Below are 16,897 nucleotides of genomic sequence, written 5' to 3'. Positions count from 1 at the left end.
CAAATGGATTGCGCTTTTAAATATATATTTTAAATCTTTTAGTTACAAGAATACCCTGCCCCTTCTAGTGCTTGCATATAAGCACTAAAAGAACCTCCTGGAACATCTAAAGTAGATCCCGGAGCTCCAGCAATAGACACCGTCATTGTCCCATCACCATTATCACAATATTCTGTATCTGGAAATGAAGTGATAGAACAGGTTTGACATACGCCAGGAGTTGTACCTACACCACAATCCAAACCGTCTATTATATCTTGTAAGGTATTTGTATCATCACCACAACTAGTAATTTGTTGCTCTAATGTTGTTTTATACGCATTACACACGGAAGCAAAATCAGCACTTGAGCTATCCGTAACATCGTAAATTGCAAAAGCTGCATCGGTATTAGCGGTAGCTACATCACAAGGAAGTGTACAATCTAAACCATCTATAATATCTTGTAAAGTATTTGTATCATCACCACAACTAGTAATTTGTTGCATTAATGCCGCTTTATACGCATTACACGCAGGAGGATAATTGGAACTAGTATTATCTGTAGCATTATAAATTACTAAAGCCGCTTCGGTAGCAGCAACCGCATCATCACAAGCAACAACAGTAGAACCTCCACCTCCAGAAACTGGGATTTGGTAAAAAACTCCTTGACTGTAATTCACTTTATTCAAACCAGAGTCCGAAAATGCATTAAACCAAAATGTACCCGACACTTTATTACCAGAATCTGCATAATCTGTAATTACAATTTCCCCATCCGCCGGATAAATTTGAATAATTTCATCTGGCTCATTATTTGTAGAATGCATCACATCTTGAATACTTGTAAAAACAGCTTCACTAGCACTTCCTTCTCCTAAAACATAAGTACCAACAGCCGCTCCCATTTTTAAGGTAACGATTTCACTTCCTCTCCCTCCGTTAATGATTAACTGTCCGCTACTATTAATTTCAGCACTATAATAATCTGCTTTCCATAACGTACCATCTTTTTTACCTTGTAAAGCTGGCGTATTAGATTCAAGTTCTTCACCACAACTCACCATAAATAAAGCGGAAATAACAAATAGGAATATCTTTTTCATAAATTTTATATAATTTGAGAGCATAAAAATAGCATAAAAAAATGATTAATATAAAAAGTTGAATATAAATTATTTATAGTATCTTTGCACACTTATTAATAACCAGAGGTCGAGAACCTCAATGAATTAATTATTATGCCTGTAAAAATTAGATTACAAAGACACGGTAAAAAAGGAAAACCTTATTACTGGATCGTAGCAGCAGATGCTCGCGCGAAAAGAGATGGTAAATACCTAGAGAAATTAGGTGCTTACAACCCAAATACTAACCCAGCAACTATTGAAATAAATGTTGATGGTGCAGTAACATGGTTAGAAAATGGTGCACAACCAACAGATACAGCGAAAGCTATTTTATCTTACAAAGGTGTTTTGTTAAAAAAACATTTAAAAGGTGGAGTAACTAAAGGTGCTTTAACAGAAGAGCAAGCAGAAGCGAAGTTTACTGCTTGGTTAGAAGAAAAAGAAGGTAAAGTTGGTGCAAAAACAGATGGTTTAGCTAAGGTGGAAGCAGATGCAAAAGCGAAAGCTTTTGAAGCTGAAAAAGCAGCTAACGAAGCTAGAATTGCAGCAGCAGCTCCAGTTGTAGAAGAAACTACAGAAGATGCTCCTGCAGAAGAAGCATCTAACGAAGAAGAATAAAAAAAATATTTTTTATACTTTTAAACTCCAATACAATTGTATTGGAGTTTTTTATTGGAAATAATGTTGTTTATTACATATATAAACACTCCACTTTTCAATCCATTTCAGGTGGAGCGCAGTCGAAACCTTTATGTTATACTAGTACGAAACACTTCGACTGCGCTCAGTGTGACAAAATAATTGCATTATTATGAAAAAAGAAGATTGTTTTTTTCTAGGTAAAATTGTAAAAAAATACAGTTTTAAAGGTGAAATTCTAGTAAAACTAGATACAGATGAACCAGATATTTATGATGGTTTAGAATCTGTTTTTATAGATTTAAGAGGAAACCTTATTCCTTTTTTTATTGAAAATGCACAATTACATAAATCGGAATTATTACGTATCAAGTTTGAAGACGTAAACACAGAAGAAGATGCAGATGCCATATTAAAGAGTAATCTATATTTACCTCTAGAATTTCTACCAAAACTAGAAGGTGATAAATTCTACTTTCATGAGATTATAGGTTTTACTGTAAAAGACACCAACTTTGGTGATGTTGGAATTATTACAGGAATTAACGACACCACAGCACAGGCTCTTTTTGAAATAGATAGAGATGGTATTGAAATTTTAATTCCGATGAACGACCATTTTATTAAAAAAGTGGATAAAGAAAATAAAGTAATTCTTGTGGAAACCCCTGAAGGATTGATTGATTTGTATTTAGAAGAATAATCCCATCCTAAATCCTTCCCAAAAGGAAGGCCTTTTATTATGAGCAAACCTTTTCAATTTAAAGAATTTCAAGTAAATCAAGATCAATGTGCTATGAAAATTGGTACAGACTCGGTATTACTTGGTGCTTGGACTTCTGTAAAACAAAACCCTTTTGCCATTCTGGATATTGGAGCAGGAACAGGTGTTCTGTCTCTTATGTTGGCACAACGCAGTCAAGCAGAAGTTATAGATGCGATGGAGATTGATGAAAATGCGTATGAACAATGTGTTGATAATTTTGAAAATGCACCTTGGGCAGACCGCCTTTTTTGTTATCACGCTGCTTTAGAAGAGTTCACCGAAGAGATTGAAGATAAATATGATTTGATTATATCAAATCCTCCTTTTTATTCCGAAGACTTTAAAACTGAAAACGTACAACGTGATTTAGCAAGGTTTCAAGATGCCATGCCTTTTGATCATTTAGTAGAAAGTGTTGCTTCCTTATTAATAGAAGACGGTATTTTCTCGGTTATTATTCCGTTTAAGGAAGAAGCAAATTTTATAGCGTTGGCTTCCCAGTCCAAATTATTTCCGAATAGAATTTTACATGTTCAGGGTTCGTCTACTTCCGAAATTAAACGAAGTCTTTTAGAATTTTCTTTCCGCGAAAGCGATATAGAGAAAGAAGAACTCATTATAGAAACCGCAAGACACCAATACACAGAAGACTACATAAATTTGACGAAAGATTTTTATCTTAAAATGTGATATTTATATTTGGCAATGAAAACGATTTCGTTACTTTTGTTAAACTTATAAAATAACGCCTTCTATTTTGGGTAATTCTCAAAAATTAGAAGCTTAAAATATCATAATTAGAATGAAAGCCGATTTATTCGAAGCACCAGATTATTACAACCTTGATGAATTACTTACCGAAGAGCACAAATTAGTTCGTGATGCCGCAAGAGAATGGGTAAAACGTGATGTTTCTCCTATTATTGAAGATTATGCGCAAAGAGCAGAATTCCCAACACAAATAGTTAAAGGATTGGCCGAAATTGGCGCTTTCGGACCTTACATTCCGGAAGAATATGGAGGTGCTGGATTAGACCAAATTTCTTATGGTTTAATCATGCAAGAGATAGAACGTGGTGATTCTGGAGTTCGTAGTACAGCTTCTGTACAATCGTCTTTAGTGATGTACCCAATCTGGAAATACGGAAACGAAGAACAACGCAATAAATACTTACCAAAATTAGCTTCGGGAGAATGGATTGGTTCTTTTGGATTAACAGAACCTGATCATGGTAGTAATCCGGGCGCAATGGTTACCAATTTTAAAGATATGGGAGATCATTATCTTTTAAATGGTGCAAAAATGTGGATTTCTAATGCACCTTTTTGTAATATCGCTGTCGTTTGGGCAAAAGATGAAAGCGGACGTATTCATGGTCTTGTTGTAGAACGTGGCATGGAAGGTTTCACTACGCCGGAAACACATAACAAATGGTCTCTTCGTGCGAGTGCTACTGGCGAATTAATTTTCGACAACGTAAAAGTGCCAAAAGAAAACTTATTACCAAACAAATCTGGTCTTGGCGCTCCTTTAGGGTGTTTAGATTCTGCTCGTTTTGGTATTGCTTGGGGAGCGATTGGTGCTGCCATGGATTGTTACGATACTGCTTTACGTTACAGTAAAGAGCGTATTCAGTTTGGTAAGCCAATTGGACAGTTTCAATTACAACAAAAGAAATTAGCAGAAATGGTTACCGAAATAACAAAAGCACAGTTATTAGCTTGGCGTCTTGGTGTGATGCGTGAGAATGGAACCGCTACCTCCGCACAAATTTCTATGGCGAAACGAAATAATGTGGATATGGCTTTAACGATTGCTCGTGACGCTAGACAGATGTTAGGTGGTATGGGAATTAGTGGCGAATATTCTATTATGAGACACATGATGAACTTAGAAAGCGTGGTTACTTATGAAGGTACGCACGATATTCACTTACTAATTACAGGAATGGATGTTACTGGCCTAAACGCCTTCAAATAGGTCGCTAAGCGACATTTGATTATTGCACTCTTATGGGGTTGTTGCGGAAGTATATTGAGCGACATTTGATTATTGCACTCTTATGGGGTTGTTGCGGAAGTATATTGAGCGACATTTGATTATTGCACTCTTGTGGGGTTGTTGCGGAAGTATATTGAGCGACATTTGATTATTCTACTCTTATGGGGTTGTTGCGGAAGTATATTGAGCGACATTTGATTATTCTACTCTTATGGGGTTGTTGCGGAAGTATATTAAGCGACATTTGATTATTCTACTCTTATGGGGTTGTTGCGGAAGTATATTGAGCGACATTTGATTATTCCACTCTAAATAAATAAAAAAAACGCTTCTTTTAGAAGCGTTTTTTTTATTTATTTTTAGCCTTCTCCAAATTTTTAAGAGATAATCGTTACTATTAGATTACGAGTCCATTTTATTTATTTTAACATATATATTAGCATAATACCGCCACGATACAACAATACTTCACCACTACCATTAAAGTCTCTATAATTTTCTTCATCAACATCTGTTCTAGTTAAACCCTCGTAACCTTTGTAATTGGTTTGTGATAAGCCACCTCCCAAAAATAATTCTAATCCCCAGCGTTCATTAAATTTTTTCTTGTATCCTGTAGTCAATCCATAAAATGTAGTTCTTCCAGAAGTATAGTTATCTTCTCCTAAATCTGGATACGTATCCGGATCTTGATAGTGATCATAAAGAATTAAACCCTTTGGTTTTTGTAACGTAAACATAGCAAAACCAACATGTGCTCCTATAAAAAAACTCCTTCTGTTTTCTTTAAAATAATAGCGATATTCAGGAAATACTTGAATAACCTGCAAGGGAACTCCTTGAAAACTATCCCAAAAAGCGCCTAAAACATCTAGTTGCGCACTAGAATGGTCACTTAAAGGTATTTCAATACCAAAATTAGGCATTAACAAAACTGCCGATGCCACATTAAACTTCACCTCTGTTTGTGCTTGTGTGCTAATACCAAACCATATGGTAAAAACAGTGATAATAAGACGTTGTTGTTTCAATATATTTTTATTAACACCCTTCATATTCCTCTTTAGCAGTTGGATTTTTTTTGGAGACTACGCATTGATAACTTTCCTTATTTACTTCCAGAATTGATACCAACTTTTTTTAGGTGCTTCGGCAGAATAACCATAACCGTAACCATAATTATAGCCATATCCATAAGATCCTTTATGATCGATATCGTTAATGATATATCCCATATTGTTTATCTTTTTCTGATCTACTAATTTTTTAGAATACTCTACAAGTGGTTTTTCTGTGATACCAGATCGCACGACGTAAGCAGTAAAATCCATATCATTAATAAAGGTTAATGTATCTGCAACTAACAAGGTTGGTGCTGTATCTATTATAATGTAATCGTATTGCAATCGTGCTTCTCTTATAAAGTCTTGAAAACGCGTACTAGATAATAACACTGTTGGCATTGGAGGAATTGGACCAGATAATAACAAATCAAAATCCTTGCTACCTGTATTCATATTCAATACCGCTTCATCCCACTTAAAGGTTGTATCACTTAAATAATTAGATAATCCTCCTGTATTTTTAGACTCATTAATTAGCGTATGTAATTGGGGATTTCTTAAATCTGCCCCAACCAATAGTACTTTCTTTTTTAGTGTAAAATAGGTTTTTGCAACATTAAATGCAACCGTTGTTTTACCTTCTCCTTTTACTGAGGATGTAATTCCAATAACCTGTCCTCCCAAACCTTGTTGCTTCCCTAGTGTAAAGTTTAAATTATTCACTAATGTTCTAAAGGCTTCTTCAGTTTGTGAGTTTCCAGAAGTTGTTTTCAACACCTCTTTTGCATTCGTAATTACAGGTATTTCACCTACAATAGGGTTATTCGCATTTATTGCTTCTACGTCTTTCCCTGTATAGATTTTTGTATTGGTTAAAAACTTTAAATATAACAAGCCAATTGGCAATCCTAATCCCATTAATAAAGCACCTAATAACACTATTTTACGTTTTGGCGCTACAGGAATCGAATTGGTAATGGCATAATCTATCACCTTAACATTGGCAGAGGTCACAGCCATAGTTATTGCTGCTTCTTCACGTTTTTGCAATAACAATACATACAAATTCTCTTTTAGTAATTGTTGACGCTCAATGCTTCGCAGTATTTTTTCTTTATTAGGCAATGTTTTGAAGGACTGTTGTGCAACACCTTGTGCCTGTTTGTTTTGTTTTAACGATTGTTCTAATTGGCTTCTGTAACCGACTAAAGAACTTCCAATATTATTATTAAGATCTACAATAGTTTGTTTTAATATTTTGACTTTAGGATTATTATCTCCAGCACTAGCTTTCCATTTATTGTATTCTAAAACCGCCGTATTATAATCACTTACTAAGGTGTTAACTGCACCACTATTTAAACCAATATTTGCTGGTAATAAACTCACATTTCCTGAATTCATCATACTTTTTGCTAACACATCCGCTAACAAAATTTGTGTTTCTACTTCAAATAATTGTTCCTCTTTAATCGATTTTTTTTCAATAACCGAAGCTGCATCTGCTTCAAAAATACTTAAGTTATTATTTTGCTTATAGCTTCCTTTAGCGCCTTCAATCGAATCTAACTCGGTTGTTAAGTATTTAAAACGTTCGTCTATAAAAGATATCGTGCGTTTGGATACTTCTTGCCTGTCCAATATCCCATCTGCCGTGTATGCTTCAATAAGCGTGTTTAAAATAGTTTGTGCTTGCACTTTATTGGTTGCTTTCAAGCTCAACACTAAAATATCACTGTTTTTACCATCTGGCGCGACGCTTATGTTTTTAACTAAATTTTGCGCCGCATTACTTTCGCTAGCAATAACAACCGTATATACTGGGTTTTCCCCAGGCATTATAGTTTCGGTATCTATTGGTGTTATTTTAAATGGAAAGCTTGTGGTAGGTGCATTAAAATAAAAGGTTGGTATTTCTATGGTTTCCTCTGTATCCATATTCATCAGCATATAACCTCTGGATAACACGGTGATTTTAAAATCCAGTAGTGCTTTTTCATTAACTAAATTTGGTACATATACCACTTTAAATGGAGCATCAAATACTGGTATTTGATTAAGAGGACCTTCTTTAAAGTAAGCGACTTGTAAATTTAATTGGTTTACAACTTGTCGATTTAAGCGAAACGATTGTAAAACCGCACGTTCGTTTTCTAGGTTTACATTCCCTTTACCTAACAGTTTATCTAAATCTAAGGCAAAATCTGTAGCCTCTTTATCCGTTAAAATCTTAACCTTTGCTGTGGTTGTATAACTATTTGGTGTGTACCGTAAATATAAAAATGCTACTACTACCGCTATAATGGCGCATAAAGCAATCCAACGCCAATATGCTAGATAACGGTTAACAATACCTTTAATATCTAATTGCTCGTCTTCTGAGTCGTATTCTAATTGCGTATTCATAAATAGGGATTATCTAGTCAGTAAAATAGTGGCACTTACCACTAAGGAAGCAATAGCAACAATAGTGGTAACATTACCTATATATCCTGCTGTTTTCACTTTAGCACGATTAGGTTGTACTACTAACACATCGTTAGGTTTTAGCATGTATTCTGCATCATCCATCCAATTGGCAGTGGTTAAATTCACATGCTTAATTTTACGGATGCCGTCTACTTCTCTAATAAGTAACAGATCGTCACGACGACCATTAATAGTTAAATCTCCTGCATAGCCTAAAGCTTGTGGCACGCTTAAGTATTGCTCTGTAAACGTGAATGTCCCTGGACTTTGAACCTCTCCTAATACGGTTACTTTTGCATTTAACAAACGTACGGTTACTATAGGATTACGTAAATGCCCTCCTGTTTCTAATTGATTACCTATAGCAGTCTCTAATTGACTATTGGTTAATTGTTTTGCGACCACTTTACCTAACACTGGTAAAGAGATGGTTCCATCTGGGTTTACTAAATACCCTTGCAGTTTTAGCATTTCTAAACTAGTATTAGACGCGGCATTAGTACTCGTGATACGATTATACGGAATGGCTGTTTCTGGAATAGCAGCACTTATGGTTACAGACAATATATCGTTAGGCTGAATAGTGTTTTCGCGATACTCGATTTTAGTTTCTTTGTAGGTATCGGCATCTTGAAAGTATAAAATTTCTTTATTACTCACACAACTACTGCAAAATACAGCACATAGGATTAGTAAAAGCCCTTTTAATTTTTGTGGTATACTCATGGGTAATGGTTTCTTTTTTTTTAGATTAAGTAATTTATTATTTGGGGGTACTTCTATTTTATGTTTTAAACCAACTTATAAAAAAGTATAAAACAATACGTTACACTTGAATTTGGCGGCAAAAATAGTAACTAAATAACACATAAACAGTCTTACTGTAAATAAATAGTAATAGTTTTCGTTTAGTCTTTCTTAAAAAACTGATTTAATTTAGACACATTTTTTTGTAATATGGTCCAAATCGAGCCTATGTTATTAGTGGTAATTGCTTTATAATCTTCTTTCGATTTTATAAGGATATTTTTTAGACTGCGGTTACTTGCGCCACCAGCTCTCATTTTTGTTATAACTTCTGGCAAGTAACTAAACGCCAAACTATCATCTTTAAACACGCGTAAAATAAAGTCGTAATCTGCTGCTATTTTGTAGGTTAAATTAAATCGGCCATGTTTTTTATACACGTCACGTTTTAAAAATAACGTAGGATGTGCGGGCATCCACCCTTTTTTAAGCAAGCGTTTTGTAAATACTTCACTTTTCCAATACCTAATCACCTTAGTAATGTCCGATTTATTAACATATTGTAAATCGCCGTACACACCATCCACGGTTTGGTTTTTAAAAATAGTCGCAATGGTCTCTAGGGTTTTTGGATTAGCTAGCAAGTCATCGGAATGCACAAAACCAATCACATCTCCGGTCGCCAAAGCTATTCCTTTATTCAAGGCATCATAAATTCCTTTATCGGGTTCAGATTGAATGACGATATTAGCGTTGGGCGCTTCCGATTGGATTTGTTTTACCGTAGCAATGGTATTATCTGTGGAGTTTCCGTCAATAATTACATACTCGATATTTGGATACGTTTGTGCCAATACAGACGCCATACAACTGGTTATAGTTGCACCACTGTTGTAGGTTGCTGTTATTATTGAAATTTTCATTTGAATTGTTTCTAAATCCGAAAGATTAAATCTTAAAGACTAATACTATACTGTTCTTTTAAATAGTTTTTTATTTTTATTGGGTCAGAACCACATGCTTTTTTAATTTCATAAATTTTAGCATCTACTAAAGTCCTGTACCACCAACCTTGTAAAAAATGCCATAAAAAACCCTCTTTTCCTTCCAAAAATCCAAGTCGAAATATATAGCGATAAATAAAGTAAATAAATGCGCGTAAAAACAATGGTTTTTTGGAATAGCTCTTTTTTAAAGCTCTTTTATTTGAAGCTTGTTTACTTAAACTGCCTTCCGTTTTATGCGTTGGAATTAGATCCAATTCAATATCTAATAAATCAATTGCCTCTCTTATCGCATAACCAACATGCTTTTGCGTCCACCAACTAAGGTTATTTAAATTATCATCCGCAAAAGCTTCAGAAAAATCTATGGTTTGACCTTTTGACAATACAATATGTTCATCCATCCAACGAGACTCCGATTTTGCTAAACCTGTTCTAAACAATCGTAATAACTTTATTACACCTGTACCACGTTTTATATGTCTGCCTAAAAAAACACGTTTTAAAGGCAACACAATACCGTTAATTGGTGTTTGAATGCTTGATAATTTCTTTTGAATTTCTTTTTGAAGCGCTACCGTTAAATATTCATCTGCATCTAAACGTAAAATCCAATCTGTCGTAATATTAACATTAGCCAATGCCCAATTAAATTGAACTGCATGATTAGTCCATTTGTTCTGAACAAACTGAACATTATTTTTAATTGCAATTTGTTCCGTATTGTCTGTTGAAAATGAATCCACAACAACAATATTTTGGCAAATATCTTTGACACTGTCTATACAGCGTTGTAAATGAATTTGCTCATTAAACGTTAATATTATAACTGTAATTGAAGCTTTATTCATTATTTAGATTTCTTTTTTTAATGAATTTTGCTGGATTACCACCAACAATAGCCCAAGGTTCAACATCTTTATACACTGAAGCTGTTGCACCAACTACAGCACCTTGACCAATTGTAACACCCATACCAATAAAAGCAGCTGCACCAACCCAAGATTGGTCTTTTAAAATTATTGGGGCAACAATTAAAGGGTTATTTGATTTACTAATATCATGCGATGCGGCACATAAATATGTTTTTTGCGACACCGTAGTATGCGCACCAATAGTAATTTTAGCAACATTGTAACAATCCACTTCTGGCGCTAAACACGCATATGCGTGCATTTCTAAATTCCAAGGTGCATAAATTTTAACCGAAGAATACACCACTGCTTTTGCGTGTACTTTTGCACCAAACAGACGTAATAAAAACAATTTCCAAGTATTACCAATACTGCGTGGTAATGGTCTTGCAAAAACAAACCAAACCATAGTCCACAACAACCGTGCTATTTGGTTTTTGCGACTTAAACTGTTTTTATATTGTGATAAATCTACTTTGCTCATACTACATCTATAAAATCAGGTGTTTCTCCTTTATTTAAAATCCAATCGTACAACGCTAACATTTGTTTTGCAACTGCTTGCATGCTATATTTTTGCTCAATTAATTGCCTACCATTTGCGCCCATTTGTTGCAATACTTCTGGTGGTTTTGCCATCATGGTATTAAGCGCATCCACTAATGGCGCAACACCAACATCAATCCATTGTCCGCAATCGTGCGTGTTTAATTCTTGCCAAGGTGCGCCTTTTGTAGTAATTACAGGCGTATAACTGGCTAAAGCTTCTGCGATTACTATCCCAAAATTTTCGCTAAAAGTTGGTAACACAAAAATCGAAGCTTCTCTAAATACTTTTAATTTTTGGTCATCAAAAACAGGCGATTTAATACTAATTTGATCTTGTAAATTAGCAGCTTTTATTTTTTCTTTTAAGCTATTAATGTATGCTTGATCGCCATTACCGTAAATATCAATAACCCAATTTTGTTTTAATCCAGTGCTTACTTGTTGCCACGCTTCGATTAAATTTTCAATCCCCTTTTTTTTATGAATCCTAGACAAAAACAACAGTCTAAACGGTTGTTTTGCTTTGGTTGGTTTTTGCTTCGGAAAATCCTCCAAATTAATACCATTGGGTATCATGGCTACAGGGTTTTTTAAACCTAACGCCCTAATACTGTCCACTTCCATTGGTGCGGTAGCATGCAAACAGGTGGCTTTTTCTAAATCTTTATACTGAAACAGCTGTAAAGCCAATTGCTTTTTTAATTTACCTTGTGTTAACGCCCAAGGCTCCAGCATGCCTCTTGGCGTAATAATATACGGTATGTTTTTTTGACGTGCTATTTTAGCCATTTGATGCACTGGCATTTGCCACAACCCATGACCGTGTAATAAAGTAGCATCCGATTGTTTTAAACTATTTACTAAACTTTTAGAGCGTTGTAATTTCTCAAAAGCATGAAATCTAATCCCACTATTAACCGTATTAAAAGTAGTTGTAATTGGAGTTTCACTTTTTAAAGTGTCCAATCCAATAGCTAATGATTTATCAACACCTAACATGGCTGCAATTAAGTGCGTGACACTTCTTGCTGGTCCACCAGTTGTAATATCTATTGAGGTTATAACGTGATTAATTTGCATTTACTACTGTTTTATACACTTCTAAATAGTGTTTTGTAATGTTATCTAAATTAAAACGGGTTACGTTTTTAAATCCTTTATTTATTAAAGCTTCCCTGTAATTATTATCTGCTATAATTTTTTCGAACCCTTTTTGGATCGCGTCAACGTCTAACGGATTTACATAATGTACTGTATCTTCAGCTATTTCTGGAATAGACGCTTTGTTACTTGTAATTACAACGCGTCCTGTTTTTTGAGCCTCAATAATTGGTAGCCCAAAACCTTCATACAAGGATATAAAACTTACAATATCACAGTTTTGGTAACACTTTACAATAGCATCAAAGGATAAATTATTATAATTTACATACGTTACACCTGTTGTTTTTAAAAGTGTTTTATAATGTGTATTTAAAGCACCAACAATAACTAAAGTGCAAGGTATATCTTGTAAAGCTTTAATCGTGTTTTCTAGATTTTTATTAGTTTTTGTCCCAATATGTAAAATAGTAGGATTACTTGGATTAAAAATTTTTGGAGTAGCAGCAAACATAGGATTTACTGGATTGTAAATCACTTTAATTTTTTGTTTTGCCCAAGGAATAACTTGTAAAACTTCTTGTTTTGAAAACTGAGATATTACTGTTATTTTTTTTACAAAAAAAGCAGGCAATGTAAACCAAAACGTTTTAAATATAATTTTTTTTAAAGCCGAACCTTTTACAATTGAATTAACATCGTGTATGGTTAATACTGTTTTTTTTAAAGGAATTAAACCAATGTAATGTACATCTCCAGTAATATGAATTATACCTTTTAGCTTTATAACATGCCAAATATTTAAAACCATTGCTTTAAGTGACACACCAGCGTAAGGTAACTGCACCATATTAACCTCAACCTCTTTGGGCAATGCACTACTTACAGATGCAAAAAGCTCTTCAATACTATGTCCGCCACTATCTTTACTTCGAAAAATGTAATTAACTAGCATACTGTACGATTTTCATTTTTTTTAGAAACACTTTTTTAAAAATGAAGACTATAAAAAGCAATTGTAATACAGAGTTAATCCTAAAATAAATATCTGATTCAATTTTTATCATTGCTGTTAATAGTACTGTGTAAATTATAATAGGCACCAAATTATTTAAATATAAATTCCCTTCCAATAAGCAAATTATAAAAGCATAAATAAAAAAGGTTAAAAACATAGGTAAATAACCACCTTCCAGATAAGACCAACCGTAAGTCGTAGGCGTAATAGAAACAGATGTAACATCTGTATTACGCATTATTTTATACAATTCATTACCTGTATTTGCCATAGGCTTACTAGGTATTAAAAACCTTGGAGCAAACCAAGCTACAGGTAAGTAGACATATCTATTTAAATATTTAAAAGACTGCCAATCCTCTTCAATGGAAACACCATATAAAAATGGTAAAAAGCCCTGAAAACGACTTGTAATACTATATTCTTCTTCTTTATCCGAAAATATCTCGCTAGAAAACGTTTTGTCCAATGCCTGATAAAAAGCAACAGGCTTACTATTATACAAACTTAAAGCAGAACGATAATTATTATTTAATGGATATAAAAATAACAGTATAAATACAGGTATTAATACTTGCTTTAGTTTAGGTTTATTACCCGCCAAAAAATAAGGTACTAAAACCAAAAGTAGTGGTACAATAACATTCTCTTTCATACCCGATAAAAACCCTTCAATTATAGATAAAGTAAGACAAACATATAATAATAAAGTAATGTTCTTTTTTGGATAAAAGTTAAAAAACTTAAAATAGGCAATACTTACTAAAAAAATTGAAGAAAGGATATTTAGTATTTGTACTAAAAAACTAGCATTTAGGTCTACTCCAGCACTTCCAAAACCTATTATATCACCCAAAACTAAAAACACGTTGGCTAACATTACAACTATTGCTGACACTGCAAACAAACTATATTTTTTTAATTTAAACACCGTCTGTTTTTCTCTTTTCCTTTTTATGTTAATTGGCACTAATTTTATTGCAAATTCGGCAAAAGAAATAGCCAACAAACCTATTAATATTGCAAAAATACAATCCAAAGCATATTGATTTTCTATTAAAATAGCCTGAAACACCAACGTTGTATCTGTTGTATCTAAAGTGTAAATCATACCTAAAAGAGGCAATACTAATGACAATAATGTCGCTAAACGAAACCAATCTAATAATTTAGGACGCCCCAATTTATACCATTTATTAATATACTCAATAACCGTTAGTCTAATTATTGGAATACATAAAAGTAATGTGTATTTTAAATAATTATGCTCCAACACAACTAAACCAAATAGTAGGTAAATGCTAAACAGTAACCAAGTTGCTGTTTTCAAAAAAACGTATATTTTAAAATTAATTTTCAATGTTATTTTGAAACTTCTTTTAAATTGTTAAAATAGCGCGTGCCATAATCATCCCAAGAAAAGCCTTGACTAACTCTGGTTTTAGCTTTTTGCCCCATAGTTATGCAAACTTCGGGGTTATTATACAGATAACGTAATTTTTCTTTTAAAGCATTTACATCTCTGATATTTATAACATAACCTTCTTCTCCGTTAGCCGTTAATAAATCCGGACCCCCAGTGTTATTAGTAGCTATAATGGGTAAACCACAAGCCATAGCTTGAGGTAAAACCATACCAAAACCATCCTGAATGGACATCATAACAAAAACACTTCCTTGTGAGTAGTATTTGTATAATTCATCTTGTTTTTGATGACCTAAAAATTTAATGTTATCTTTTTTATACCTTTCAATAAGATCTTGTGTTTCATTATTTACTGATCCTAAATGAATTAATTCACTATTGGGTAGGTTTAATTCGTAAAAAGCTTTTAATAAATATTCAACTCCTTTTTGAAAAGTAAATCCTCCAGCATAAACAACTCGAAAAGTAGCATCTGTTTTGGGAATTTGTTTAAAATTAGTGATTTCAACACCATACGGGTTTAATAGTAATTTAGATTCTGGTATCCCCATTTCAATGAAGGTTCTTTTTACGTAAATAGAGGATATCGATATATAATCCGCTAATTCATATTCTAACAATTCGCGTTTCCAGGTATCATAATCGGGAGAGAAATTTTTATTGTGTTTTTTATATTCCTTAGTTAAGATATCCATTTGATAACTATAGTGACTACTACCACGCTCTAATATTGTAATAACGCCTCTCTTTTTTGCTTCTATTAGTGCTTCTAAACTAGAGCCACTCCAACCTATAAAGATATCTACATCTTTTAACAACTTAATGTTGCTTTTTGCTTGACGCTTATTTACAAAAGTATTTATGCGTTTTTTTAATACTTTAGGCACATACCTTTTTACATAACGGTTAATTAACTCTAATGCAATATTACTTGATATTTTATCCTTATCGATACCCCATTGCGCTGTTATATGTTTTGGGTAAGTCGTATTTATTTTATAAAGGAGATTATGCTTTTGTAGCTGTTTAGCTAAATCGAATGCATGGAACCTGCCTACTACAGATATTAAAACCTTCATTATAATTGATTAATTTGATTAATTAAATTTGACGCTAAATGCTGGTATGAATAACCACTAATCTCACATCTTTGAATTCCTTTTTTTGAGATTTGAACTCTATCCAAATCATTAGATAAAAGATATTGTGTTTTTTTAAGTAAATCCAAATCTGTATTGAAATAAACAGCCTCTGTACCTTCTTCAAACAATCTCAAATGCTCCTCTGTTCTTTCTGCTAACATACAACCACCGCAAGCCGGAATTTCAACACTACGTGTTGTTTGTAAATCCCTATTTATTTTACGTAAAAAGCAAAGAGTAATTTTTGAGTTAGTAATAGCTTCGCAATGATTATCATAATACAATCCGCCTTTATGTATTATTAAATTTGAATCATGATTTGCAAATTCTACATTATCAAAAGAATCCGTATATACATGAACTTGAATACCATTTTTTGCTAAAAAATTCATGCTTTCAAAACGTTGTTTTTCTAATGTCCCAATAAATAACACATCATGTGCATATTTACTATTTTCCTTATAAATAGGATAATGTATATTTTTTGAATATGCATTATTAGAGAAATACATCTTTTTAGCACCTAAAGTTTTCAATTCTGTCATATTATAACTTTTGTTTGTACATACTAAATCATAATACTTTAATCCTAAGGTGTAGTAAATACTTCTATTGTGCCAAGCAAACATATCATCTAAAGAAAAACTTACTAATTTTAGATTCGGATAACTCGTTTTTATTTTTTTTAAAACTTTAGGATAAATCATAACACCCTTGACTATAAATATGACATCTATTTGACTTAAGTTTTTAGTTAAAAGTAATTTGTTATAATTATACTTATCAGAAGGCAATTTCAATTTAAACTTAACCTTATCTATAAAAGTAAAGATCTTCCCTTTTTTATTTGATAAAAATTCTATTGTTGTATTATCTAATAGTTCAAATGCCTTAAATAATTCTAAAGCATTTCCTTCGGGAGGGTGCACAAAAAGCATATTCAT

The 16,897-nt window shown here is 33.1% G+C and carries 16 protein-coding genes; 4 read left to right on the top strand and 12 right to left on the bottom strand.

Annotated elements, in window-relative coordinates; all coding sequences use genetic code 11:
• Positions 1-38: 38 nt before the first annotated feature.
• Positions 39-1,088, bottom strand: coding sequence for a DUF6252 family protein (locus tag ACVCZW_RS10290; RefSeq protein ID WP_452232354.1), 1,050 nt, complete (start codon positions 1,086-1,088; stop codon positions 39-41).
• A gap of 135 nt (positions 1,089-1,223) precedes the next feature.
• On the opposite strand from ACVCZW_RS10290, the gene ACVCZW_RS10285 reads away from it, so the two are divergent.
• The 4 genes from ACVCZW_RS10285 to ACVCZW_RS10270 all read left to right on the top strand — a co-directional run bounded on the left by ACVCZW_RS10285 (position 1,224) and on the right by ACVCZW_RS10270 (position 4,498).
• Positions 1,224-1,730, top strand: coding sequence for a 30S ribosomal protein S16 (locus ACVCZW_RS10285; protein ID WP_452229619.1), 507 nt, complete (start codon positions 1,224-1,226; stop codon positions 1,728-1,730).
• Positions 1,731-1,923: 193 nt separating this feature from the next.
• Positions 1,924-2,454, top strand: coding sequence for a ribosome maturation factor RimM (rimM, locus tag ACVCZW_RS10280; RefSeq protein ID WP_452229618.1), 531 nt, complete (start codon positions 1,924-1,926; stop codon positions 2,452-2,454).
• Positions 2,455-2,493: 39 nt separating this feature from the next.
• Complete coding sequence (locus ACVCZW_RS10275) at positions 2,494-3,207, top strand: tRNA1(Val) (adenine(37)-N6)-methyltransferase (protein ID WP_452229617.1); 714 nt, start codon at positions 2,494-2,496, stop codon at positions 3,205-3,207.
• A 112-nt stretch (positions 3,208-3,319) separates the two neighbouring features.
• A complete protein-coding gene (locus ACVCZW_RS10270; protein WP_452229616.1) occupies positions 3,320-4,498 on the top strand; it encodes an acyl-CoA dehydrogenase family protein in 1,179 nt (392 codons plus the stop codon).
• 440 nt (positions 4,499-4,938) lie between these two features.
• On the opposite strand, the gene ACVCZW_RS10265 is transcribed toward ACVCZW_RS10270, so the two are convergent.
• The 11 genes from ACVCZW_RS10265 to ACVCZW_RS10215 all read right to left on the bottom strand — a co-directional run bounded on the left by ACVCZW_RS10265 (position 4,939) and on the right by ACVCZW_RS10215 (position 16,897).
• Positions 4,939-5,550, bottom strand: coding sequence for a DUF3575 domain-containing protein (locus ACVCZW_RS10265; protein ID WP_452232353.1), 612 nt, complete (start codon positions 5,548-5,550; stop codon positions 4,939-4,941).
• A gap of 81 nt (positions 5,551-5,631) precedes the next feature.
• Positions 5,632-7,989 (bottom strand): GumC family protein, encoded by a 2,358-nt coding sequence (locus ACVCZW_RS10260; protein ID WP_452229289.1) that lies wholly within the window; start codon positions 7,987-7,989, stop codon positions 5,632-5,634.
• A gap of 9 nt (positions 7,990-7,998) precedes the next feature.
• Complete coding sequence (locus tag ACVCZW_RS10255) at positions 7,999-8,778, bottom strand: polysaccharide biosynthesis/export family protein (protein ID WP_452229288.1); 780 nt, start codon at positions 8,776-8,778, stop codon at positions 7,999-8,001.
• Between the two features lie 182 nt (positions 8,779-8,960).
• The gene (locus ACVCZW_RS10250; protein ID WP_452229287.1) at positions 8,961-9,722 is read right to left on the bottom strand and encodes a glycosyltransferase family 2 protein; all 762 of its coding nucleotides are present in this window, start codon (positions 9,720-9,722) and stop codon (positions 8,961-8,963) included.
• Between the two features lie 32 nt (positions 9,723-9,754).
• Positions 9,755-10,654, bottom strand: coding sequence for a glycosyltransferase family 2 protein (locus tag ACVCZW_RS10245; protein ID WP_452232352.1), 900 nt, complete (start codon positions 10,652-10,654; stop codon positions 9,755-9,757).
• On the bottom strand, positions 10,647-11,201 hold the full coding sequence (locus ACVCZW_RS10240; RefSeq protein ID WP_452232351.1) for a putative colanic acid biosynthesis acetyltransferase: 555 nt from the start codon (positions 11,199-11,201) through the stop codon (positions 10,647-10,649). Before ACVCZW_RS10240 ends, ACVCZW_RS10245 begins: the two co-directional genes overlap by 8 nt.
• Positions 11,198-12,346, bottom strand: coding sequence for a glycosyltransferase (locus ACVCZW_RS10235; RefSeq protein WP_452232350.1), 1,149 nt, complete (start codon positions 12,344-12,346; stop codon positions 11,198-11,200). The genes ACVCZW_RS10240 and ACVCZW_RS10235 overlap by 4 nt, the downstream gene beginning before the upstream one ends.
• Entirely contained in the window at positions 12,336-13,322 is a 987-nt protein-coding gene (locus ACVCZW_RS10230; protein ID WP_452232349.1) for a glycosyltransferase family 4 protein, read from the bottom strand. Before ACVCZW_RS10230 ends, ACVCZW_RS10235 begins: the two co-directional genes overlap by 11 nt.
• Positions 13,312-14,715, bottom strand: coding sequence for a hypothetical protein (locus tag ACVCZW_RS10225; RefSeq protein ID WP_452232348.1), 1,404 nt, complete (start codon positions 14,713-14,715; stop codon positions 13,312-13,314). Before ACVCZW_RS10225 ends, ACVCZW_RS10230 begins: the two co-directional genes overlap by 11 nt.
• A 32-nt stretch (positions 14,716-14,747) precedes the next feature.
• Positions 14,748-15,890, bottom strand: coding sequence for a glycosyltransferase family 4 protein (locus ACVCZW_RS10220; protein ID WP_452232347.1), 1,143 nt, complete (start codon positions 15,888-15,890; stop codon positions 14,748-14,750).
• Positions 15,890-16,897, bottom strand: coding sequence for a CgeB family protein (locus tag ACVCZW_RS10215; protein ID WP_452232346.1), 1,008 nt, complete (start codon positions 16,895-16,897; stop codon positions 15,890-15,892). The genes ACVCZW_RS10220 and ACVCZW_RS10215 overlap by 1 nt, the downstream gene beginning before the upstream one ends.

This window comes from Lacinutrix sp. MEBiC02595 (genome assembly GCF_053601555.1).
Note: the sequence above shows the minus strand (reverse complement) of the source record. Positions and strands in the feature narration are given on the sequence as shown.

Bases quoted from the DNA above. Each gene is read 5' to 3' on its own strand.
- ACVCZW_RS10270 (WP_452229616.1), top strand. From the start codon at position 3,320: ATGAAAGCCGATTTATTCGAAGCACCAGATTATTACAACCTTGATGAA.
- ACVCZW_RS10215 (WP_452232346.1), bottom strand. From the start codon at position 16,897: ATGAATATGCTTTTTGTGCACCCTCCCGAAGGAAATGCTTTAGAATTA.
- ACVCZW_RS10250 (WP_452229287.1), bottom strand. From the start codon at position 9,722: ATGAAAATTTCAATAATAACAGCAACCTACAACAGTGGTGCAACTATA.
- ACVCZW_RS10245 (WP_452232352.1), bottom strand. From the start codon at position 10,654: ATGAATAAAGCTTCAATTACAGTTATAATATTAACGTTTAATGAGCAA.
- ACVCZW_RS10290 (WP_452232354.1), bottom strand. From the start codon at position 1,088: ATGAAAAAGATATTCCTATTTGTTATTTCCGCTTTATTTATGGTGAGT.
- ACVCZW_RS10240 (WP_452232351.1), bottom strand. From the start codon at position 11,201: ATGAGCAAAGTAGATTTATCACAATATAAAAACAGTTTAAGTCGCAAA.
- rimM (WP_452229618.1), top strand. From the start codon at position 1,924: ATGAAAAAAGAAGATTGTTTTTTTCTAGGTAAAATTGTAAAAAAATAC.
- ACVCZW_RS10255 (WP_452229288.1), bottom strand. From the start codon at position 8,778: ATGAGTATACCACAAAAATTAAAAGGGCTTTTACTAATCCTATGTGCT.
- ACVCZW_RS10285 (WP_452229619.1), top strand. From the start codon at position 1,224: ATGCCTGTAAAAATTAGATTACAAAGACACGGTAAAAAAGGAAAACCT.
- ACVCZW_RS10275 (WP_452229617.1), top strand. From the start codon at position 2,494: ATGAGCAAACCTTTTCAATTTAAAGAATTTCAAGTAAATCAAGATCAA.
- ACVCZW_RS10260 (WP_452229289.1), bottom strand. From the start codon at position 7,989: ATGAATACGCAATTAGAATACGACTCAGAAGACGAGCAATTAGATATT.
- ACVCZW_RS10235 (WP_452232350.1), bottom strand. From the start codon at position 12,346: ATGCAAATTAATCACGTTATAACCTCAATAGATATTACAACTGGTGGA.
- ACVCZW_RS10220 (WP_452232347.1), bottom strand. From the start codon at position 15,890: ATGAAGGTTTTAATATCTGTAGTAGGCAGGTTCCATGCATTCGATTTA.
- ACVCZW_RS10230 (WP_452232349.1), bottom strand. From the start codon at position 13,322: ATGCTAGTTAATTACATTTTTCGAAGTAAAGATAGTGGCGGACATAGT.